The sequence below is a fragment of the Solibacillus sp. iso_87 genome (genome assembly GCF_056173085.1).
Genome location: NZ_CM149656.1, coordinates 1,660,905 through 1,683,073, shown reverse-complemented (window position 1 = coordinate 1,683,073; position 22,169 = coordinate 1,660,905). Strand labels below are relative to the sequence as shown.

Genomic DNA, 22,169 nt, shown 5'->3' with positions numbered 1-22,169 from the left:
GAAATTTTCAGAAAGTAATAGGTAGGACTTAATGCTTTTACTTTTATAATTTATTCAAATCCTCATTTAATTTTGCAGCTTGCTGTCTGAAATATAAGTAAAATCCTAGCCAAATAAATGTATAGAACACGATGAAGATTCCAAGCATACCGATAAATCCTTTGATCGTGAAAGGTATCCAACCAATAACGAACGCAACGATGAAATACAATACGACTACGCATAGGAAATGCAAAACTGTTTTCTTCTTTAATGAAAAGTTCTCCAATTCAAACAGCAATGGTGTGACAGAGAAGAACCATCCGCAGATTATTATTCCAAGTGCATTTTTCACTAGAACACCGGAATCCAGGACTTCTTTTTCACCGAAAACCGTCATAAATATTGTGATCAGTGTCAAAAAAGAACCGAAAAAAATACCTAATATACTTCTGTTCAAAAATCCCTTCATCTATTTTTTCCTCCTGTTCATTTTCAAAGCTTCCTTAATCGCATTCACATAAGTTCGTGAAACATATTCCTTCGCTCCGGATTTAAAGTGAACACAAAGCGTACCATTAAAGGAAGCTTCAAAACGGCTCAGTTCATGGAGATTGGCAATGACCGATTTTGAAAGTCTGATGAATTTAGTTGTCGGCAGTATTTCCTCTAACTCATATAATTTTTCTCTCAATATAAAGGAACCTTCTGAATTGACGGCTACAACGCCTTCATTGCCTGTATGAAAATAATGAATCTCATCCGGCTTTAAAATATGCTGCATCTCTCCGTCTCTTCCAACAATAAATTGCGTTTTCTTCCCTTTTAAAAAATCAAGTATTTCTTTTATGGAATCGTCCATTTCACTACAGTGGATTGTTACTTTCGTTTCTTCATACTCGCTATCTATGTCCAATGTGACTTTCACGTTGACACCCCTAGTTTTGTACTTTTTTCCATAGTACCATGTTATAGCCCCTATTTTTTATTTTATTTCCAACATAAAGAACGATAAGCGATCCTACAAAAAAAACGATAATAACCCCTATGGAAAGTAGCGAACTATTGTTCATCTGAAGTTGATCATTCCACACAGCAATAAAGAGCTGATTCATATGATATAGCGGATTGAAATTGGCAATGATTTGTACAAATTCCGGCATCCGGTCAACCGGCATCGCAAACCCTCCTGTAATCATGCCTACTTGAAAGATAATAATAGAAAATACTAAGGCGCCATTCATCGATGTAAATAGAGAATAAATAGCGGAAGATATGATGAGTAATATAGCATTGAGAAGCATGAAAAAACTAAATGACATGATAAAGTTCCATACGGTAAAAGATAGATCATAGGCAATTACCCCGATTATCGAAACTAAGAAAAAACCGAAGCTCGTAATAATGATCGATTTCATAATGCTTGAAAGTAATAGCAACTTTTTCGGTACCGGTGACAGGCTAATGCGCTTTTCAACTCCTGTTGTTCGATTCATCACCTGATCAAAGCCAAAAGCAAAGAAGATGACACCGAACGTAATCAGCAGAATAAAAGAAGGTGTGTATGTTTCGACATAGCTTAAATTTCCTGCATAAGTGAAGCTTCCAAACAATTCGCCCATAAACAAATAGGTTGCTGGCGGTACGACAATCGTGAACAAAAGATAAAACAATTCCCTCGAAAACATAATCAAGTCATACTTCAATTGTGTTTTTAACAATTTCATTTCCTCCTTATACAACTACTGAGTTTAGATAAAATTCATGGATCGATTTATAACCAGAAGCCAAAATCCCTTTTGTGGTTTCAAATACTTCACCGACTCCACCATTTAACAGCATTACTTTATCGCAATATAATTCGACCTCATCCATGTTATGTGTCGTCAATATGATCGTTCCTCCAGTACGTTGATTGTAATCAGAAATATACTGCCAAAGCATATTGCGCATATGCGGATCTAGGCCTGTTGTAGGTTCATCCAAAATAAGCATTTTCGGTTCTGATAAAAAAGCAATGGCTAAGCTGACAATTTGCTTCCACCCGCCGGACAATTTATCAAAATATTTTTTGCGATATGGTCCCAGTTTGAAGTCGTTAATAATTTGCTCAATGTCTACTGTCGATTTGTAGTAGGCTTTAAATAACTTTAATAGCTCAATAACCTTCAACGTTTTGTAAAACTGAGTAGGCTGCAAAACAGCAGAAATATCTTTTCTCGTATGTTCAAGTTCCTGATTGGACAACGATCTGAGCTCTTTCCCGAATAAAATGACATTCCCCCTGTCATAAGATTTTAAAGTCATTAATATTTCTAAAAATGTCGATTTGCCAGCACCATTTTTTCCGATGACACCAATAATTTCACCAGACTCCGCCACGAAATTAATTCCACGTAGAACCTCATTACTTCCATATGTTTTTTGCAGATTACTCACATTCACAATTTCCATTTTCCGTTCCTCCCTGCTCTTCTTACCCTTACTATAATTTCGGGATGCGATCACGTCTTCCGTTTTTCGGTGACTGGCCATATTTCAAAGGTCACTTGTATAAAAAATGCAGTGAATTACATGAAGCAAAAAAGAGCAACGAGGATTGAAAATAAAAAAATACCATTTCCCCAAGAAAATGGTATTCGTAATAATAACTTTATTTAATTGATCGTAGAAAGCCCATACAGCTATTTCCCTTTAAATAGATCCGTACTGTGCGGTACATGTTTTTTTGCAGCTGGGTCAATATACAACCGTGCTGCACTAATGGCAACTGGCGCTTCACCGAATCCCGTTGCAATCAATTTCACTTTTCCATCGTATGTTGTTACGTCACCAACAGCATAGATTCCTTCGATATTGGTTTCCATTTTAGGATTTACGACAATGGAGTTTTTCTCAATTTCTAAACCCCATTCTTTAATTGGTCCTAAAGAGGATTTAAACCCATAGTTTACGATGATGTCATCAACTTCAAGTGTTTCCTTTTCTCCTTCTGCATTGCGGATGACAATTTGTTTAATGCCATTTTCATCGCCAAACAACTCATCAGGCATATAAGGTGTTTTTATTTCAACACTCGAATTAAACAGATTTTCAACACTGTGTTCATGCGCTCGGAACTGATCTCGTCTATGCACAAGTGTAACTTTCTTAGCAATTGGCTCAAGCATAAGCGACCAGTCAATAGCTGAATCTCCGCCACCGAAAATGACAACATTCTTCCCTTTGAATTCACTTATATTGTTAATGAAATAATGAAGGTTTTTGCCCTCGTAATAATCGGCTCCTTCAACTTCCAACTGTCTTGGCTGGAATGCACCAAGACCTGCTGTAATGATGATTGTTTTTGAATAATGTATTTTTTTGTTAGTTGTCAGCTTAAATGTTCCGTCTTCCAACTTATCAATGGCTTCAACGCTTTGACCAGTTACGATTTCCTGCTCAAAGGCTGACATTTGTTCTTTCAGATTATTTACAAGTTCCTGTGCACGGATTTTTGGAAATCCTGCGATATCATAAATATATTTTTCCGGATAAAGTGCTGCAAGCTGCCCACCTAATTGTGGCAGACTTTCAATTAACTTAACTTCAAGCTGGCGCATGCCTCCGTAGAATGCCGTAAACATTCCCACAGGACCTCCACCGATAATCGTGACATCATATAACTTTGAATCTTCCTTCATATTATTGGCTCCAATCATTTTAAGAAATTAGAGTGCTATTATTTTCAAACGCATTTAACACTTCCATTGTACGTTTCCACTACAATAATTTTTAAAACAAATGCTGTATTTCTATGGTGGAATATTCTTATCGAATTTAAACTTCGATACTGATTATCATTCTTGCGTATTTTCCGTCAAACTTATCAGCATTCTTTATCCAGGATATCCGATGATTTACAATTTCACACGCTGCAGTCTTAATGCATTTAACACAACCGAAACGGAACTGAAAGCCATTGCAGCACCTGCTACCCACGGAGCGAGGAAACCGAGTGCGGCAATCGGAATGCCGATGACATTATAGGCAAATGCCCAAAACAGGTTTTGTTTAATATTTGTCATCGTTTTACGGCTCATTAAAATCGCATCGGCAATACTGTTCAGATCCCCGCGGATTAATGTAATGTCCGCCGCTTCCATCGCCACATCCGTTCCCGTACCGATCGCCATCCCGATATTAGCTACAGCAAGGGCCGGTGCATCATTGATGCCGTCACCAACCATCGCAACATTCCGTCCCTGTTGCTTCAAGTTTTCGATTTGCTGTGCCTTTTGTTCCGGCAGCACTTCTGCAATTATTTCATCAATGCCCACTTCCGCTGCAATCGCTTTGGCAGTACGTTCATTGTCTCCTGTAAGCATAATGACTTTCAGACCAAGCGCATGCAGACGTTTTACTGCTTCAGCAGATGTTTCTTTTACCGTATCTGCAACAGCGATAATTGCTGCAAATTCTTTGTTTATCGCAACAAGCATCGCAGTCTTCCCTTGTTGTTCCAATGAAATCAGTTGCTGTTCAACTGCTTCATCGATACTAATTTGCTGATTTCGCATAAGCATTCTCGTACCGACAGCAACTTCTGTATTATCCACTTGCGCTTCAATGCCAAGCCCAGGAAGTGCCTGGAAGCTAGAAACAGCCGAAAGCTCAATCCCGCGCTCTAACCCACCTTCAACAATTGCTTCTGCCAATGGATGCTCGGATTGTTTTTCTGCTGATGCAACAATGCGAAGCACATCATTTTCATCAAAATTATTGAACAGTACAACATCTGTTAGCATTGGCTTCCCGTTTGTAACGGTCCCTGTTTTATCAACTACAATCGTATCGACAAAACCTGTCTGTTCAAGATGTTCGCCGCCTTTAAATAATATGCCGAGCTGTGCGGCACGTCCTGAACCGGCCATAATCGAAGTCGGTGTCGCCAAACCGAGCGCACATGGACATGCGATAACAAGAACTGCAATTGTCGCCTCAAATGCCTGGATAAATTCTCCGCCGATCAGCCACCATAATATGAATGTCACAACGGCAATCCCTACAACAATCGGTACAAAAATATTGGAAATTTTATCGGCAAGACGCTGAATCGGTGCTTTAGAACCTTGAGCCGACTCGACGATTTTAATGATTTGTGACAATGCTGTTTCACTGCCTACCTTTAATGCCTTCATTTCCAGTGCACCGTTTTTATTCAGTGTTGCTCCATAAACGAAATCTCCGATGCTTTTTTCCACCGGTAAACTTTCGCCTGTCAGCATCGACTCATCCACAGCTGAAGTTCCCGAAACGACTTCCCCATCGACAGGAATTTTTTCACCTGGCTTCACTCGGACAATATCATTGATGCGTACTTCTTCAAGCGGTACTGATTGCTCGACGCCATCACGAATTACTAGTGCTGATTTCGCCTGCATCCCCATCAACTGCTTGATTGCCTGAGATGATTTACCTTTTGCACGTGCTTCAAACAGTTTGCCTAATAAAATTAACGTAATAAGCACCGCGCTCGTTTCAAAATACAGGTGCGGCATATGACCGCTAGGATGTGCTAACGTTTGATAAATACTATAAAAATAGGCCGCACTTGTTCCCATCACTACGAGTACATCCATATTTGCAGCACCACTGCGCAATGATTTATATGCTCCCACGTAGAATTGCCAGCCAATAATAAATTGAACAGGTGTTGCTAATGCTAGCTGTACCCAAGGATTCATAAGGATGTCAGGTACATATAAAAAGCTAGTAAATGAAAAATGGGCAACCATCGTCCATAACAGCGGCAATGATAAAATGGCTGCCGAGAAGAATTTAACTGTTTGCCGTTGAATTGCCTTTTCCCGATGATCAACCGGATTGCATTCAACGACAGGCTGTGCGCCATAACCGATCTTTTCGATTCGCGCAATAATATCGGACACCGAAACTTGTGACGGGTTAAATTCTACAGTCGCTTTTTCCAACGCCAAGTTCACATTTGCAGAAGCAATCCCGTCCATTTTTCCGAGCACCTTTTCGATTCTTGCCGAACACGCTGCACACGTCATTCCATCGATTGTGAAGTCTGCTTTGTCTTTAACGACATCATAGCCGAGTGCCTGAATCTTTTGCTCGATATCCCGAGCTTTAATAACCGTTTCATCATATTGAATCGCTGCTTTTTCAACTGCTAGATTGACATTCGCCGATTCGACCCCATCCATACGATTCAGCCCTTTTTCAATCCTTGCCGAACAAGCCGCACATGTCATACCTGTTACTTGCAATGTCAGTTCTTTCGTCATATTCTCACCTCTTTATACCTCAAGGGGGTATGAAATTTTGTAAAAAGAGAGGTTCTCTACATTAGAGAACCTAAAACATTCGTAAACCTAAATCGCTAAACAACGTCATAACCTTGTTCATCAATAGTTTCTTTGATCTGCTCAACAGTAACGGCATCTTCGTTATACGCTACAGATACCTTTTTCTCAGCAAGATCCACTTTTACTTCCTGTACACCAGCTAATGCGCCAACACTAGTTTCTACAGATTTTACACAATGACCGCAAGACATACCATTAACATTTAACGTTACATTTACCATAGTTGAACACTCCTTATTTTTTCATCATTTTTTGAATAGTTACTACAAGTTCATCCAAAACTTCTGTATCGCCTTCATTTAGACGATCCACAACACAGCCCTTTAAATGACCCTCAAGCAATATTTTCGCGACACTATTTAAAGCCGATTGTGTTGCCGATAATTGTGTAATGATATCATCACAATATACGTCTTTCTCAATCATTCCTTTAATTCCGCGAATTTGCCCTTCGACTCGATTCAATCTCGTCGTTAAATCTTTTTTTATCGGTTCAGGATGATGACTTTTACGACAGCTTTCTTCATGAGTTTCCATTAGACTATCGTTTTCATGCATTCGATCAATCCCCCTTACTTGATTTCAGATTACCATACCTATAAGGGGTATGTAAAGCATTAAGAAAAAACGTTGTAGTTCTCTAAAAGAACCTCAACGTTTTTATTTTTCAAACACACCATAATGAAACTTGGCTGTTAATCGTACATCACGCTGAAACTGGTACTTTTCAAACCAGTCCGATTTATAGTGTGCCTTTAACACGACGCGCTTTTTCGCCACACGTTTTGCTTCAGCCACCCATTCATCAGTTAATGTCAGGTGCTTTCCGGCATAGCGCAGCGCTTCAAAATTAGTCGATTCCTCAATGACTTCCTCGAACATCGGATCCATGTAGACGACGTCATAGCTGTCATTTTCTTGCTTCTTTAAATATTCCAGGGCAGTGGAATGAACCACTTCGATATTTCGCATGCACGCAGTTAAAGGAAGTTCAGTCGTATCATATGTTTGCATCCCTGTTTTTACAATAAACGACACATTTTTATCCGCTTCTACACCGATCACTTTACCTTTTTCACCTACAACATAGGCAGCCATTAAGCTGTCAGCACCGTTCCCAAGGGTACAATCCAAAAACGTATCCCCTTCTTGAAATACACAAGCAGTAAGCAATGGTTCGTCTTCACCACGAGCGACACGTTTCAGACGAAATGCGGCAGAATTTGGATGAAAAAAGAAAGGCGCCTCAGCACCTTTCGCATAGTATTCAAAACGATTTTTTCCCGCAACAATGACATTGGCATCGTATACTTCGGAAAGCTTACGAACCGAACGTTTTTGGCGAGGTACAATTTTTGCCTGCAGCTCCTTACTTGCAAATTCAGCTAACTGAAGCGATTGCTCGTCAGGTCTGCCTGCAGTTGTGATAATCGTTACTCGGCACATACTTGTTTTAACACATCTGATAAATGATCACGAATTTGTTCCATTGGATGACCTTCGATTTGATCACGTGGAATGAAGTAAGCTAATTGACCTTCTTTTAAAATCGCCATTGATGGTGAGCTTGGTGGTACTTCATCAAAGTATCCGCGCATTGCTGCAGTCGCTTCCGGGTCTTGACCAGCAAATACTGTTACAAGTTGATCCGGTTTTACATCTGCTACTGCTTCACGAGCAGCTGGACGTGCTAGACCTGCAGCACAACCACAAACAGAATTGATTACAACTAAAGCTGTTCCTTTTGTTTCAGCCATAAATTCGTGTACGCTATCTGCCGTTGTTAATTGTGTAAAGCCTGCGCTCTCAAGTTCTGTACGCATTGGCTGTGTTACTTGACGCATATATTCATCGTAAGCATTTGTCATTTTTCATAACCTCTTTCTGTTTATATGTATTCACATCGCTCATTATATCAATGAAATTACGAGTTGTACAAAAATTGGATTTCTACTACTTTCAAATGGTCTTTCCACTCACAAGACCCCAATGAATTTTCATACATTTTAAGTTTAGTCAAATATAAAGCGCTTTATTTATGTATAAAATTTTTATATTTTACAAATTATTGAATTATGCTTTTTTAGCATGTTTCGACATATATCTCCTCCGAAATAAGATAGGATGAAACAGTTGTCATTTTATTTTAACAAAAGTTTATACCTACCAACTACTACTGAAGGGAAATTTATCGATGAAATTTTTACTATTAAAAAAGCTACTAAAACTACGAATTGAGACAAAAAGAAAAATTATGTACAAAAAAGCAAAAGATTTAGGATTCACTCATCCGGAAGTTGTCCATTGCAGTCAGGAGCTGGATGAATTACTTAATAGGTATTCGGATATTGCCGCTTAATTAAATGAAGGATTACATATTGTTTCGCTTCTAATTGAATTTAAGTTAATATCGATTTATTCATTGTACATAGTTCATTGATTACCAATGGACTATGTGCCTGTTTTGTTTAAATTACTTTTTCTAACACTACTATTTCCCGTAAGAAAACCATTTTATCGAAAGAAAATACTATGAACGTTTTTCTAATTTACTGATTTTGTATACCCTATGAAGGCTTTATCAAAATTAAAACGGGGTATACTCACCGTAAATGGTAATATATTTATCATTTTTTATTGCAGTTAGGGGGAATATAATTGGATATCTCTTTGTTACTAGAATATGGTTGGGTATTATTATTGTTAATTGGCTTAGAAGGATTGCTTGCTGCAGATAATGCCCTCGTTTTAGCAATTATGGTTAAACATTTACCTGAAAAAGAACGGCGAAAGGCTCTATTTTATGGTCTAGCAGGTGCCTTCATTTTCCGTTTCGCTTCTTTATTTATCATAACGTTTCTTGTAGATGTATGGCAGGTTCAGGCTATTGGTGCTCTATATCTATTATTTATAGCGATCAATCACATTGTAAGAAAGCTATACTTTAAAAATAAAGGACCAAAAAAGGAAAAAGAACAGAAAAAATCTGGTTTTTGGGGTACAGTTATAAAGGTCGAATTGGCGGATATAGCCTTCGCGGTTGATTCAATCTTAGCAGCAGTAGCTCTTGCAATGACGCTACCTAATACGGATTTACCTCAGATTGGCGGCATGGACGGCGGAAAGTTCCTTGTCATATTTGCAGGGGGATTAATCGGATTAATTATTATGAGGTTTGCTGCAAACTTCTTTGTGAAACTACTTGAATCTAAACCTGGACTAGAAATTGCAGCTTTTGTAATAGTCGGATGGGTTGGTGTCAAACTTGCAGTATTAACTTTAAGTCACCCGGATGTAGGTGTCATTTCTTATGAGTTTGCCCACTCCCTTGAGTGGAAACTAATATTTTATGGAGTGTTAATCGCAATCGCAATCGCTGGTTGGTTTTTATCTAATGGCAAAACAAAAATTTCTAAAGAATAACATCACAGAAATAGCTGCACCGAATATTTAATTCTGTGCTAAAAAAAATAACCCTCCACAATTAAAAGTGGAGGGCTTTATTTATTTTGTTTTACCATGATCCGAAATTTCCTTTCTTATAATATACATACATTTTAATTTGTTTAATCTAGGTTTACTCTTCACAATATTTTCAAAAAAGTTTGTTGCCCCCATTCTTTTTAAAGCTTGCATCATTTATTCACCTCCCTATCTTTAATATAACAGAAATAGTCAGAAAATTCCACAAAATTATTAAATAAATGATAATACTTTTATATATTCGATAATGTTATATATATTCTATGCTTCTAACCCTCTCGCTTTTTTATTTACCGGATGTACAGCTAAAATATTATCTACAATAAAATTTCGTTTTGCATGACGGGAAAAACAATAAGCTTGCACATGTTCTCCGGAAATTTTAATTAGCTTTATTCGACGCTTTGTTATTGACTGATCTTTGGCGATGTACATAATATCCAAAATTTGATTGTGTTGCATCGCTTTTAATAATTGTTCCCTCATCCATTACACCCCTCTCCCCAATATTATAGAACAAATGTTCTGTATTTACAATTATCAAAAATACCCAATTAATGAAAGTTCACTACCTCATATTTGATTAAAAAATAAAAAAAAAGAGCATATGTATGGAATTCAACATTTCTTTCCAAGCTGATTAATTATTGTTTGACACGATTTTGTTCGGGAATAAGAACAATACTTTACTTCACTTTTTAGGAGGGGGAATATTGGAAAAGTTTGATGTCATTGTTGTAGGTTCGGGTCTGGCTGGTTTAACGGCTGCCCTTGAACTAAGTGAAAAAGGAAAATCTGTTATTGTTTTGGAAATGAATCATGTAATTGGGGGGAGGACATCTTCATGGGATGAGGATGGAATGTTAGTCGAGTCCGGTTTGCATCGACATATCGGTTATTACAAAGCTTTACCAAAAGTGCTGAAAAAAGCTGGTATCGATGTTGATGACATTGTCCAGTGGGAAGAACAAATCGATATCCGCATAAAAGGGAGCAAAGAAAACAAATCATTTGGAATTTCACCGGTTTTCGGTCCGATAGAAACGTTAAAAGGGATTATCGGCAATAATGATATTCTGCCACCTGGGGATAAACTTGCACTAGTTCCCTTTTTCACAGATGGATTTTTACAATATACTCAAAACCCAGAAGAATTGGACCAGTACAGCTTAAGGGAATTTGCGAAAAAGCACAACATTAGTGAAGAGGCATTGCATAATCTTCTCATACCTTTGAGTACAGGCGTATTTTTCCTCCCCCCTGAAAGATACTCTGCAAAAGTATTTTTCGGTCTTTTCCTTCCGGGAGTGAGCCGGTTTTATAAGTTGAGAATCGGTTCGTACCTTGGTGGGATGACTGAGGTTTTGGCTAATCCGCTAGCGCATCATATTACTAAAAACAACGGCGTTATCCGGACAAATTCACCTGTGCAAAACTTGGTCATGCATCAAGATACTGTTACAGGAGTGCTATTGGAAGACGGCCAGGAATTAATGGCAAAACATGTCGTTATTGCTGCAAATCTCGGTGGGACCAAAAAAATATTGGAGAGCCATTTTCAAAACAATCCGTTCTTCGAAAATATTTTCCGTTTACCGACAATGCCTGCTGTCACTATTCAAATGGAATTTGAACAGCCCGTGCTTCCCGTCGATCGTACAACATTTGGTCCGCTCACTTCACTTGCCAGCTTTGCCGAGCAGTCCAGAACTACGTTTAAACACGTACCGGGCAGAATGTCGATTATATTGACACCACCTGAAAAGTTCCTCAACATGGACCATAAACAAATTTTGGAACAGGTGCAGAAAGACGGCAAAGAATTAGGGCTGGATCTGGAAACAGGTTTAACTAATTACCGCGTAATCAGCCATCCTGAAGATTTTCACAGCTTAGAACCGAATTATGATCATTTACGCCCTGACCAACAAACACCAATTAAAGGACTCGTACTGGCTGGTGATTATACTCGTCAGCCATTTTTCGCAACGATGGAAGGAGCTGTTATTTCAGGTGAGAATGCAGCCCGACTTATTTTAGAAGAATAAATTTTCTCTCTTAAAATCCCTTAGTTTTAAGGGATTTTTTTGTTTCAAAACAGTCTAACCTGTCGAAACACTTTTTGTAATAACATAATGCTCTCTATTATGTTAAAATATTAAAATTCGAACATGAGAAGGCAGGTCCACCAATGAATATTTACCCTTATGACAAGAAATATGCAGTGCAGATTGCGACACTGCTCAATGTTTTTTTACCATTTGAACCAGAAACGGCCGATACCGTTGATCAGGCTGGAGGCATTCGTTATGTAGCCGTTAATGAGCTTGATGAAGTTGTAGGTTATATTGCGGGTTATGAAATAAAGGATTTCAACAAGGAGTTCCCCTACTTTCATGAAAAGCTGCAATCGCTAAAGGAACTGATCGCATCAGGCATCAGTTATTTTACAAGTCATTTTGTCGTCCATCCAAACGAGCGGAAAAAAGGAATAGGAACAAAACTAGTACGTGCTTACCTCAATGCCGCACAGCCGGTTGCCAAATCGATTGTTACGGTTGGATGGGTACAATCCGATACAAAGCGCTGGGCAGCAGAGCGACAATTTGTTGCACAAGGCTTTGAACCTTTTAATTATATGCCGCGCTATTTCGAGCCCTATAAGGTTGATTGCCCAAGCTGCAAAGGTCTTTGTTATTGCGATGCACATATTTTTGTGAAATAAATGCTGACCTGATTATGGAACGCAAAAAGGGTTGTACAGCGAAAAGTATATGCATGATTTTATGCAAAAAAAACTGATGACTTTGCAAAACCCTGTACGTTCAAACTGTTGTCAATATTGGCTTTTAATAGAAGTGTATAAAACAATGTATAAAGACATACCTATAGAAAAAGCAGGAACGTTCATTTAACAACGTTTCTGCTTTTTTCGTGTATTCCCAAACTTACGTTTGGGAACGTTTATTAGATTTGATTTGTATACGTTATAAATTCTTGTTGCACTAATCCTCCGTTTGTTAAAGCACATTTTTTCAATCTTATAAAGTGATGATACTTTTAAGGTGGTTTGTATCCTTTAAGGGACTCAACACATGCAAATCAAGATTAATAGTAGAATTCTTTTGAAGTAATTAAACCCGTAAAGTTAGAATACGAATAAAATTTCCCTACTACTCTTTTTTCTGTAAATAAGACTGGCCATGAAGGGTCAGGTCTAGAATAAGCATTCAATGTATAATAAACAGACCCTCTTTCTGACGATACTGACGCTGCAAGTATACCTGCTACTGTAGCAACAAGGGGTATCATAATACCCTTAGTGAAAATTGCGGCAATAGCTGCTGCAACTGACGCTACTGCCAAACCAAACACATTAATGGAACCTTTATCTGAATATTCAAACCTCCATGAGGTATCTTCCCCTACGGTATTATCATATGGGGTAATTATCTCCCTTTCCAATGCTTCTGTTAGATTTTCAAGTGATCTAACTGTTTCAACTGGCATTTGTTCACCATCTAGGTACAACTCTTTTGTTTCAGTATTATACTTAGCTTCAGTAGTTGTAGGCCCTTCAACAACAACAGTTCTTATATTACCTTCCGTAGTCATTGTCATTGGATATTCAATATTATCCTCTAGAGTAATATTAAAAGTCTCTGTAATTGGTGATATCTCTTGTGCGTGTGTTAAAGAAGGCGAAAGTAAAGAAAAAACTAATAACAGGGAAAGTACACTAATAAAAATATTTCTCATTTTTTTACCACCTTTTCTATTATTTTTGTTGCACAAATAGTATACCATAATATTCAAATTGAGGTAATAAATTGAACTTAGCGGTTTACTTGGGGGGGTATTTTAATAAACAAATCCACATTATTTGGCCCATTCGAAAGTGAATCAAAAAAAGATAGTAATGGGGTCCCGTCATAAATGCGAAAATCTGGTGAGACCCCGTAATAGGAAAATACATTCGATAGACTTAAAATGAAATTTCACGTATCTTAATTATTATTGCTTCACCCCACAAGAGAGGATTTGAAATTTGGCATAGCTATAATCGGCAAAAGGAAAGATTTTATGAATTTTATGTGAAACAAAAAACACTCCGATGTCGTTTGCTTTTGTAGATCCTCTGATACCCATTAGGCTTAGGTCAATCGCATCAAGCGTGAGGTGGTGGAGAATTTTAGTTCGACTACTTCGTAGAGTTTCAGATAAAGCATTTGACTAATATTAGTGTAAATATGGATTCTTAAAGTACGTTTATAAGGTATGTAAATGGATGTGTGATAAGAGTATAATTGGTGTAGTAATAAAATAAATTCGAGGGGCTCAAATATATGAAGATAGTCAAATCAATTTTAAGCATTTTAATTATAATCATTGGTTCCTTTTTCATAAATATTACTATTTATGACGAAAATTTAAAAAGTTTTATTTATAAAATTATTGGCTTAATAATTATTGTTATTGGATGTTATGCATTAAATAAATCAATTAGAAAATGATTTAAACACATCTGTACATTAGAACCGCTCAAATTTCCTCTTTTTTAATATTGTTACGCTTGAGGGGTACCGCCACATACCCATCAAGCTAAGCAAATTAATATCCCCAAAACGGAAACAACGCTATTCTTTCTGTAAAATTATTAGTTTACGAGAAAGGGTGGCGTTTTGATGAATCCTATCATTTCAAAATAAGAAGATGACCGTCTTTGATATTCTAGGGATTGTGTATGAAACGACTGTAAAGCATAGACAAGCAGCCTAACGAAAAAAATCCTTTTTTCGGGGCTTATTCGGTATGCCTATTTTTCGTACATTGACTAGTTACCCCACAAGAAACGTTCAAATCTAGCAATTTACATTGTTAACTTGATGAGCATGGGATTCTACCAGCAAAAAGCTGAAAACATGATAACATTTTTAAATATGTTATCGCTGTTCAAATTGTGACAAGCCAGCCAATTTAACTCATAATAATGTGCATCTAACCTACTTCGTAAGTTGAATAAAAGTGCCCAAAGCGATGTTTGGGAACTATCTTAGATAAAATTAGGTGTTCTTCGATGCTTCTATTCGACTTGAAGCAAAAATTGCACATGAAAAAATAAAGATACCTGTACATAACCACAGAGTGATTCCATTCCATTCACCATTTAACAAAGTTACGTTTATTAATATACAGAAGTGCATTAAACAAATTGAAATAAATAAAATTAAAGAATGTTTCATAGATATACCTCCAAATCAGTCTCGCTTGTATCATGTATTATTTCTGCATAAGGGAATAAGACTAGACTCCTTTTAAACTTCTCCAAGCCGACATGTGGGGTTATTTCAAAATGATTTGTTGCATTAGTATACCCGTTAGTTGAACAAGCATCTTCATTTGGCTACTCTGTATGTTATTTGGTCTTGTTGTACTTAAGAATTATAGTAACTTGTTATGTTAAATTCGAATATTTCAGTTTCAAAATTATATTTTTTAATAACGTCAGTCGCAAACTGTTTTACTTCTTTTTTGGTGTTTTCATCGAACTTATCGTGAGGTAATGCTAATGATATTATAACGTTTTTGTCTGAAGATACTTCCCCCTGTACGGCAACATCATAGCCTAATTCATTTAAACTTAGCATAATATCTCCCATTAAATCATTGTAACTTAGCCTTTGTGAAATATGATTCCCTTCTTTTTCGGAGTTATAAAAACTTGTAATGTTAAATTGAAATATATCAGAATCAAAATCATTTTGTTTAATAACGTCAATTGCTATTTGTTGTATATCATCTTTGGTCTTTTTATCAATCTTGTTATTTCCTAATTTCACGATTACTTCAATGTTTCCGTTAGGCAAAACAGCATGGTCTAAAACTAACCCATAATTTTGGCTATTTAAGTTACTTCTTCTCTGCCACACCAAACTCTTTAATTCATGTCTTTCCTCATCGGATAAATAGGAACGACTAATCATACTTTCTTTTTCATTACCAGAAACATGTATATATAAAAATAAGGATACTACTACCAACAATAGTGAGACCAAGCTGATTAAACTAATTTCCCCCTTTTTTATAACAACACCTCCCTTTTTAAGGTATGCCCTTGTTTTTTTAAAAGAATAAAAAAGTTCTTACCTAAAGTACCCTGCAGCGTTTGGTAACCTAATTAAAGTAAAAAGCAGCCCAGACTTTGTATTAGTCTTAGCTGCAGATCATTTGGGAACGTATATGCGGACTTTTAAAATCCTTGTTGTACTTAAGCACCCGTAATTGTAGAAAAAATTTAAAAGAACATATTTCCGCATCAATAGAGCAAAATAATTTTGAGGTGCTTCTATGTTAACTTCCAAAAGAATTATTTTATTTATTATTTGTGTAGTGATTTTTAATATAAGTATTGCTCCGCTTTATTATGCAGAAGAACCAGATAAAACTAAAAGTTTAGAGAAAAAAATTGAAGAACTTAAAACACAATTAAAAGAAGTGGAAACTCGGCTTCAGAAACTTGAACCTTCCAAACCCGAAAATATTTCTGACCCTCCTTGGAAAGAGCAACCCTTCCCATCTAATATAGTCCAAATTACGAAAGTTATTGAAAATGGAGCTAAGATTCCTTTTGATGTAATAGTAAATAAACCAGAATATAAAAGACCTGCTTTTGAGGAACACTGGTATAGCACGACCGGAAGATGGAGTTATATTCCTAGTAGGATTCATTATGCTCTACACCGGTTATTTACTAATTATGATGTTGGACTCTCTGGTTGGTATGATTTTGAACACAACATTGGACTATCTATTCCAATGTTTCAAAATAAAAATGATCTGGATCTTTATATCGTCGCATTTCAGACCGAAATTACAGATGTTTATACACTAGGAAATCAGGTCGTTGTTGTCGGTCATCCAAAAAGAACTGGTGTTCAGACGATCACAATTAAAACAAGGGCAATAAATCCATTTAATAAAGAAGAACCTTTACTTGTTCAATTAACAACTCAATCAGGGGATGAAATTGATTATTCATTAATTTCTTATATACCTCCTGATTTTTGGTTAAAGCAAAAAGAAAAATTAAATGAGCGTAAACGTTAAAAAGACAAAAAACTCTTGCATGAAGAGTTTTTTGTCTTATTTAGTATTAATCAGAGTTATTCTAAACTAAAGCACCCCATTAGATGTTTAAATCCGTTATTAAAAACCCTAACTAATTCCACCATTTTTATTACAGTCAAATTCTAAAGATATGTTATGTGTTGAAACTATACCGTTTAGTGAGTATTTTCCTGAAACATTGATAACATATAGTGACCCATTCTCCATTAATGAATTTGTGTATCCTATTTGAGTCCAACTTCCATCAGAATTTTCTGCTTCTGAAGAAATACCATTAAATACAGAAAATAATTGTCGTCCTTTTGAGGTATTTTCGTTTAATTGTGTATCAAAAGATCCTTCAAAATTAATGCGCTCTTTATTCGGACCGATTTCTAACGTCACTGTCTTTGGAACTGAAGCTGGATGATAACGTTCTTTATTTTTTGAAACAACAACTGATAGATCAGCTCGCTCTTTTGCTCGCTTTTTAAATGTTTCTATTTCAACCCAATAGTTATCCGAAAATGTAGTGATAGGCTCTAACTTGAGGTCTGTGTCATGTTCTACATTAATGTCTTCTATGACTGCTACATATTTTTGATAATAATCCTCTTTTTGCTCGTACGTTAAATTTAAAAAAGACGGTGAAACTTCTTCTGCCATTTCTTTACTATCAGTTCCTTCATCAGTACAACCTGATAAAGCAAACGCTCCAAATAAAATACTTATGTAAATATATTTTTTCAACCCTTTCACCCCATATAACATTATTAGATATCGTAATAATACTATAAATGTACTTTATTGGTACTAAGAGTTTTTAATTTCAAAGTGAGATTTAGGGACATTTATAGAGATACTCCCCAAACTGAATCGGCAATGACGATTAATATACACAAAAATGAAAATAGTATATAAGCAACGCTGATACTAATTAAAAAAGTATGTTTTTTCACAGATTGTTCTGGATTATGGATAATAATTTTCAGCAAATTGATAATATTGACACAAAGTACAATCGAGAAAACTGGAATACCTATTAATGATAAAGGAACTAATGTTTCCATAAAACGCTAACCTTTCCCCCTTCACTTTAAGGATATATTATATTATATTATATGTTAAGGTTCAAACATCCCCAAACCATCGTATGATAACTTTAAGTGCTTAATTATCAATTACACCTAAATTTATAAACGCTAGTTAGCGCGGAGGTTAGTTTGGTTAATTAGAATATGAAAAGAGAGACACCACTATTGTGTCTCTTCATTTTACTGTTGTCTATTTTGTACCTCTATTTACACATTAACCGGACCTTTGTTAATGTTGGTTAACGACTCATTCACTGCATAAATTTTGCTGTTGATTGCTGTGATACCGAAGCCATTGAGACGCTTTGAGTGCATATCCAAGTAAGCTGCAGCAGTTTCCTTTGTTTCAAATAAGTAAATACCACCCGCTTCACCAGCTTCCGCATCCTCTGTCCAAATTTTCCAAAGCATGCCTTCTTCTTCGTTAATACTTTCTGCCAATCCTTTAAACCCAGCAGCCATTTCTTCGCCGAATGGACCATCTATTTTGAAATCTACCTGTAAAATATATGCCATTAGAAGAGCCTCCTTTTTTCCAAACACTTTAAGCTTACTTCTTTTATTCTCCTGCAAAATCCTTCTTTCCTTCTTTATTCGATTTCCTTTAATTCACAATGCATCGCGTCTTTCGCTTCATGCCAAGGTACACTGTAACCCTTCCCTTTTGCACAAAAAATGCTGGAAGAAGTATATTCCGGATCGGCGTTTTTATTGTAGCCAATTTGTTCTATGATTTCGTCGCTGTCATGGCATACATCATAACCATCAAATTGCAGTGTTAACGCCCCTTTTCCATTTGTATAAGCGGCAAATTGAGTGGCATAATCCATAAAAGTTGCTACAGGTGCACGTCCGTGTAATGTCACGTTATCTTCTGTTAAAATTGGTGCTTCAAATGTTCCGCTTGCCTGTTGGATATCCGACATCATCCGGCCAATATGATCGTTTGACGCTTTCATCTTAAATCGGTAATAAGGCTCCAAAAGTACATTTTCCACTTGTTCAAGCCCTTGCCGCAATGCTCTAAACGAAGCTTCTCGGAAATCCCCGCCGTCTGTATGCTTATTATGTGCACGTCCTGTTAATAGCGTAAAATGAATATCAGTTACCGGAAAACCTGTAAGTAATCCGTGATGATCCCGTTCAAATAGATGCTTTTCTATTAATCGCTGATGCCCGACAGATAAGTCATCGGCACGACACTGGTTCGAGAATGTGTTGCCTGCTCCGCGTGTGTTTGGTTCCATTTTCAGATGCACTTCTGCATAATGCTTTAACGGTTCAAAATGGCCATAGCCGACTGTATGTTCAGCTATCGATTCTTTATATAGAATTTGCGGCTTGCCGAAGTGCACGCCAATTCCAAAGCGGTCCTTCACCAGTTCGGTTAATACTTCCAGCTGAATCGTCCCCATAACATGAACCGAGATTTCCTGGAATTTCTCATTCCATACGACACGTAAACTCGGCTCCTCCGCTTCAATTTCTCGAAAAATCCGGTGAAGTTCTTTAATATGTAACGAACCTTCATATATCACTTTCGCCTGCAATGTCGGAATCATTTCAAATTGTGCAGGATTTGCTTCTGTAGCTCCAATCATATCACCGATAATCGGCGTCGCCAGTCCCTTCACCGCAAATATATCACCCGCCTGCACTTGTTGAATCGTCGTAAAACTGCTGCCATTGTATAGCCGGATTTCCGTTATTTTTTCTGTCGTTTCACCGAATGTAAATTCATCGCGCACCTTTAAAACACCCGATAATGCTTTCATAAATGTGAGTCGTTGCTTGTTGTCATGACGAATTTTATAGACCTTACCTTCAAATGGTCCGTTCACATCGAATGTTGTTTCAGTCAGTTGTGCAATCGTTTCGAAAAAATCCAGTACCCCTTCATCTTTTAAAGCAGAGCCCGACATACAAACAAATGCTTGTTCCTGTTGAATCATCTGCTTCAGCTTTACAGTACATTCATTCTCCGTTAATTCGTCTGCGAAGTATTTTTCCATCAGCTGCTCGTCTCGTTCTGCAAGCCACTCTTTTACAGTTGTATCAAATCCATTATTGAACAGTAATGCATTTGGGGATAAGTCTTTTTTAATCGCAGCCATCACTGCATTAACATTTGCTCCTTCACGATCAACTTTATTAATGAAGATAAATGTTGGAACATGGTGCTCCCGCAACAAATGCCAAACTGTTTCCGTATGCCCTTCGATTCCATCAACTGCACTGACAATAACAATGGCTGCATCCATAACATGAATCGCACGCTCCATTTCCGGTGCGAAATCAATATGACCTGGTGTATCGATTAGCGTAAACACTTGCCCGTTATAGTCGATCCTCCCCTGCTCCGCAAAAATTGTAATCCCGCGCTGGCGTTCAATGGCATGATTATCTAAAAAAGCATCTTGGTGATCGACCCGCCCCCGCTTTTTAATCGCATTTGTATGATAAAGCAATTGTTCGCAAAATGTTGTTTTGCCAGAATCGACATGAGCGACTATCCCGAATGTAGTATGCAATAGTATTCCTCTTTCTTTTCCATAAATTTTGAATCAATGTAGGTTATTCTTGTGAAATAAAATAATTTCTCATTTCCTCTGGCAGTTCTTCTATATTAATAATCTCCAATTTTGTAGTACCAGGTGTTGTTTGAATCAAGAAACTTTTCTCATCAAACTCCAATATTGTAAACTGCTGCATCATATTAGGACTAAATTCTTCCTGTATGTATTCAACAATCTCGGCATCGAAATTTTTTTCCTCCATAAATAGCGATTCCGGATTTTCAGAATTCCTTAAAGTTTGCATGAGTTCCAATGAATTGGAGGGGTTCGTTAACAGCCACTCAAAGATTGGGATTGATACAATGATTAAAACGGCAATGACTGCAACTACTCTTTTCATATAATAACCTCCAGTAGGTATTTAGCTCGCAAGTATTTACATTTTAACAGAAGATGGATGATTTTGATTCATTCATAGAAAAAAGCCATTCTCCTATTACTTCGAGTAAAAGGAGAACGGCTTGTATATCGTTGATCCATTAGAAATGGAAATCATCTTCACAAATAATCAGCTCTTTCGGGTCATACGGTTCAATATGAACAAGTGTAGTCGCATAAGGATTCAACTGCTTCACTTCATTTTCAATTTTCTCCGTAATGGCATGTGAATCACGTACATTTAGATTAGGATTTACACTCACCGTAATATCGACAAGAATTAAGCTGCCGTGCTGTCTGCCACGTACATCGGTAACATCACGGACACGCGGAATTTTCGAAACACGTTGTTCAATCGAACTGATCAATTCCGTATCAAATCCGTCCGTTAACGAGAACACCGCTTCTTTAAAGATTTCGATCGCTGTTTTAATAATGATTAAACCGATAATAAAGGCGGTAATCGTATCGACAATTGGAAAACCTAATATCGCTGCGGTAATACCGATTGCTGTCCCGATACTGACAAAGGCATCAGAGCGGTTGTCATAGGCTGCCGCTTTAACAGCAGAACTGTTAATTCTTTTTGAAAGATTTAAATTATATTTATATACTGCAAACATGACTGCTGCACTAAACACGGCAACAATAATTGTTAAAATGGAAGGATCCTGATCGATCGGATTGGCGATTTTTTCACCTGCCGATATAAGTACTTCGATCCCGACATAAATCATAATAAATGATGCAACAAGTGATGCGATCGTTTCTGCACGAAAATGCCCGTATCGATGGTCATCATCAGGCGGACGCTGGGAAATTCTGAGCCCGATCAAAACGGCTACTGAAGCAATAATATCCGTTGTATTGTTTAATCCATCTGCCTTTAACGCTTCTGAATCTCCTAAATAGCCTGCTGCTAACTTCAGCGCGCTTAAAATTATGTAGGCAATAATCGATAAATAGGCACCTTTTTCGCCCGCTCGTAAATTTGTATATTGCTCCAAAATGTTTCCTCCCTGAAAAACTTCTTTAAACACGAAAGAGGCTATCCCGCACAAAATCGAACGGGATAACCTCTTTTACATATCGTTAATTGTAGTATACCAAAAAATCAGGGGAAAACATACATCCACGAAAGAATATTATATAATTATAACTTTATGCGCAGTCTAAAC

The 22,169-nt window shown here is 37.1% G+C and carries 24 protein-coding genes; 5 read left to right on the top strand and 19 right to left on the bottom strand.

Annotated elements, in window-relative coordinates:
• Window positions 1–43: 43 nt before the first annotated feature.
• The 10 genes from AC0VXV_RS08290 to AC0VXV_RS08245 form a co-directional block, all read right to left on the bottom strand.
• Window positions 44–451: a DUF3021 domain-containing protein gene (locus AC0VXV_RS08290; RefSeq protein ID WP_475531117.1), complete on the bottom strand. Its 408-nt coding sequence runs from the start codon at window positions 449–451 to the stop codon at window positions 44–46.
• Window positions 452–907, bottom strand: coding sequence for a LytTR family DNA-binding domain-containing protein (locus AC0VXV_RS08285; protein WP_475531116.1), 456 nt, complete (start codon window positions 905–907; stop codon window positions 452–454).
• 10 nt (window positions 908–917) lie between these two features.
• A complete protein-coding gene (locus AC0VXV_RS08280; RefSeq protein ID WP_475531115.1) occupies window positions 918–1,700 on the bottom strand; it encodes an ABC transporter permease in 783 nt (260 codons plus the stop codon).
• Window positions 1,701–1,713: 13 nt separating this feature from the next.
• Window positions 1,714–2,433 (bottom strand): ABC transporter ATP-binding protein, encoded by a 720-nt coding sequence (locus tag AC0VXV_RS08275; protein WP_475531114.1) that lies wholly within the window; start codon window positions 2,431–2,433, stop codon window positions 1,714–1,716.
• A gap of 230 nt (window positions 2,434–2,663) precedes the next feature.
• Complete coding sequence (locus tag AC0VXV_RS08270; protein ID WP_475531113.1) at window positions 2,664–3,662, bottom strand: NAD(P)/FAD-dependent oxidoreductase; 999 nt, start codon at window positions 3,660–3,662, stop codon at window positions 2,664–2,666.
• Between the two features lie 216 nt (window positions 3,663–3,878).
• A complete protein-coding gene (locus AC0VXV_RS08265; RefSeq protein ID WP_475531112.1) occupies window positions 3,879–6,272 on the bottom strand; it encodes a heavy metal translocating P-type ATPase in 2,394 nt (797 codons plus the stop codon).
• A 95-nt stretch (window positions 6,273–6,367) separates the two neighbouring features.
• Complete coding sequence (gene copZ, locus AC0VXV_RS08260; protein WP_251688345.1) at window positions 6,368–6,574, bottom strand: copper chaperone CopZ; 207 nt, start codon at window positions 6,572–6,574, stop codon at window positions 6,368–6,370.
• Window positions 6,575–6,587: 13 nt separating this feature from the next.
• Entirely contained in the window at window positions 6,588–6,911 is a 324-nt protein-coding gene (locus tag AC0VXV_RS08255) for a metal-sensitive transcriptional regulator (protein ID WP_350481059.1), read from the bottom strand.
• Between the two features lie 102 nt (window positions 6,912–7,013).
• Entirely contained in the window at window positions 7,014–7,799 is a 786-nt protein-coding gene (locus AC0VXV_RS08250; protein WP_475531111.1) for a class I SAM-dependent methyltransferase, read from the bottom strand.
• Entirely contained in the window at window positions 7,787–8,221 is a 435-nt protein-coding gene (locus AC0VXV_RS08245; protein WP_475531110.1) for a BrxA/BrxB family bacilliredoxin, read from the bottom strand. Before AC0VXV_RS08245 ends, AC0VXV_RS08250 begins: the two co-directional genes overlap by 13 nt.
• A gap of 326 nt (window positions 8,222–8,547) precedes the next feature.
• On the opposite strand from AC0VXV_RS08245, the gene AC0VXV_RS08240 reads away from it, so the two are divergent.
• Entirely contained in the window at window positions 8,548–8,712 is a 165-nt protein-coding gene (locus tag AC0VXV_RS08240) for a Spo0E family sporulation regulatory protein-aspartic acid phosphatase (protein WP_475531109.1), read from the top strand.
• Window positions 8,713–9,011: 299 nt separating this feature from the next.
• On the top strand, window positions 9,012–9,776 hold the full coding sequence (locus AC0VXV_RS08235) for a TerC family protein (RefSeq protein WP_475531108.1): 765 nt from the start codon (window positions 9,012–9,014) through the stop codon (window positions 9,774–9,776).
• A gap of 81 nt (window positions 9,777–9,857) precedes the next feature.
• Here AC0VXV_RS08235 and AC0VXV_RS08230 read toward each other — a convergent pair whose 3' ends face one another.
• Together AC0VXV_RS08230 and AC0VXV_RS08225 are read right to left on the bottom strand one after the other, a co-directional pair.
• Entirely contained in the window at window positions 9,858–9,992 is a 135-nt protein-coding gene (locus AC0VXV_RS08230; protein ID WP_475531107.1) for a hypothetical protein, read from the bottom strand.
• Window positions 9,993–10,097: 105 nt separating this feature from the next.
• Complete coding sequence (locus AC0VXV_RS08225; protein ID WP_475531106.1) at window positions 10,098–10,322, bottom strand: transcriptional regulator; 225 nt, start codon at window positions 10,320–10,322, stop codon at window positions 10,098–10,100.
• 227 nt (window positions 10,323–10,549) lie between these two features.
• On the opposite strand from AC0VXV_RS08225, the gene AC0VXV_RS08220 reads away from it, so the two are divergent.
• The gene (locus AC0VXV_RS08220) at window positions 10,550–11,884 is read left to right on the top strand and encodes a hydroxysqualene dehydroxylase (protein WP_475531105.1); all 1,335 of its coding nucleotides are present in this window, start codon (window positions 10,550–10,552) and stop codon (window positions 11,882–11,884) included.
• Between the two features lie 143 nt (window positions 11,885–12,027).
• On the top strand, window positions 12,028–12,561 hold the full coding sequence (locus AC0VXV_RS08215; protein WP_475531104.1) for a GNAT family N-acetyltransferase: 534 nt from the start codon (window positions 12,028–12,030) through the stop codon (window positions 12,559–12,561).
• A 383-nt stretch (window positions 12,562–12,944) separates the two neighbouring features.
• On the opposite strand, the gene AC0VXV_RS08210 is transcribed toward AC0VXV_RS08215, so the two are convergent.
• Both AC0VXV_RS08210 and AC0VXV_RS08205 read right to left on the bottom strand, forming a co-directional pair.
• The gene (locus AC0VXV_RS08210; protein ID WP_475531103.1) at window positions 12,945–13,595 is read right to left on the bottom strand and encodes a hypothetical protein; all 651 of its coding nucleotides are present in this window, start codon (window positions 13,593–13,595) and stop codon (window positions 12,945–12,947) included.
• Between the two features lie 1,676 nt (window positions 13,596–15,271).
• Window positions 15,272–15,877, bottom strand: a complete 606-nt coding sequence (locus AC0VXV_RS08205) for a hypothetical protein (RefSeq protein WP_475531102.1) — start codon at window positions 15,875–15,877, stop codon at window positions 15,272–15,274.
• A 307-nt stretch (window positions 15,878–16,184) separates the two neighbouring features.
• On the opposite strand from AC0VXV_RS08205, the gene AC0VXV_RS08200 reads away from it, so the two are divergent.
• Window positions 16,185–16,943, top strand: a complete 759-nt coding sequence (locus AC0VXV_RS08200) for a hypothetical protein (protein WP_475531101.1) — start codon at window positions 16,185–16,187, stop codon at window positions 16,941–16,943.
• Between the two features lie 108 nt (window positions 16,944–17,051).
• Here the strand turns inward: AC0VXV_RS08200 and AC0VXV_RS08195 are convergent, their stop codons facing one another.
• The 5 genes from AC0VXV_RS08195 to AC0VXV_RS08175 all read right to left on the bottom strand — a co-directional run bounded on the left by AC0VXV_RS08195 (window position 17,052) and on the right by AC0VXV_RS08175 (window position 21,998).
• Window positions 17,052–17,693 (bottom strand): hypothetical protein, encoded by a 642-nt coding sequence (locus tag AC0VXV_RS08195; RefSeq protein ID WP_475531100.1) that lies wholly within the window; start codon window positions 17,691–17,693, stop codon window positions 17,052–17,054.
• 551 nt (window positions 17,694–18,244) lie between these two features.
• Entirely contained in the window at window positions 18,245–18,553 is a 309-nt protein-coding gene (locus AC0VXV_RS08190) for a monooxygenase (RefSeq protein WP_475531099.1), read from the bottom strand.
• A 74-nt stretch (window positions 18,554–18,627) separates the two neighbouring features.
• Window positions 18,628–20,568 (bottom strand): GTP-binding protein, encoded by a 1,941-nt coding sequence (locus tag AC0VXV_RS08185; RefSeq protein ID WP_475531098.1) that lies wholly within the window; start codon window positions 20,566–20,568, stop codon window positions 18,628–18,630.
• A 43-nt stretch (window positions 20,569–20,611) separates the two neighbouring features.
• Entirely contained in the window at window positions 20,612–20,953 is a 342-nt protein-coding gene (locus AC0VXV_RS08180; RefSeq protein ID WP_475531097.1) for a hypothetical protein, read from the bottom strand.
• Window positions 20,954–21,092: 139 nt separating this feature from the next.
• A complete protein-coding gene (locus AC0VXV_RS08175; protein WP_475531096.1) occupies window positions 21,093–21,998 on the bottom strand; it encodes a cation diffusion facilitator family transporter in 906 nt (301 codons plus the stop codon).
• Window positions 21,999–22,169: the final 171 nt, after the last annotated feature.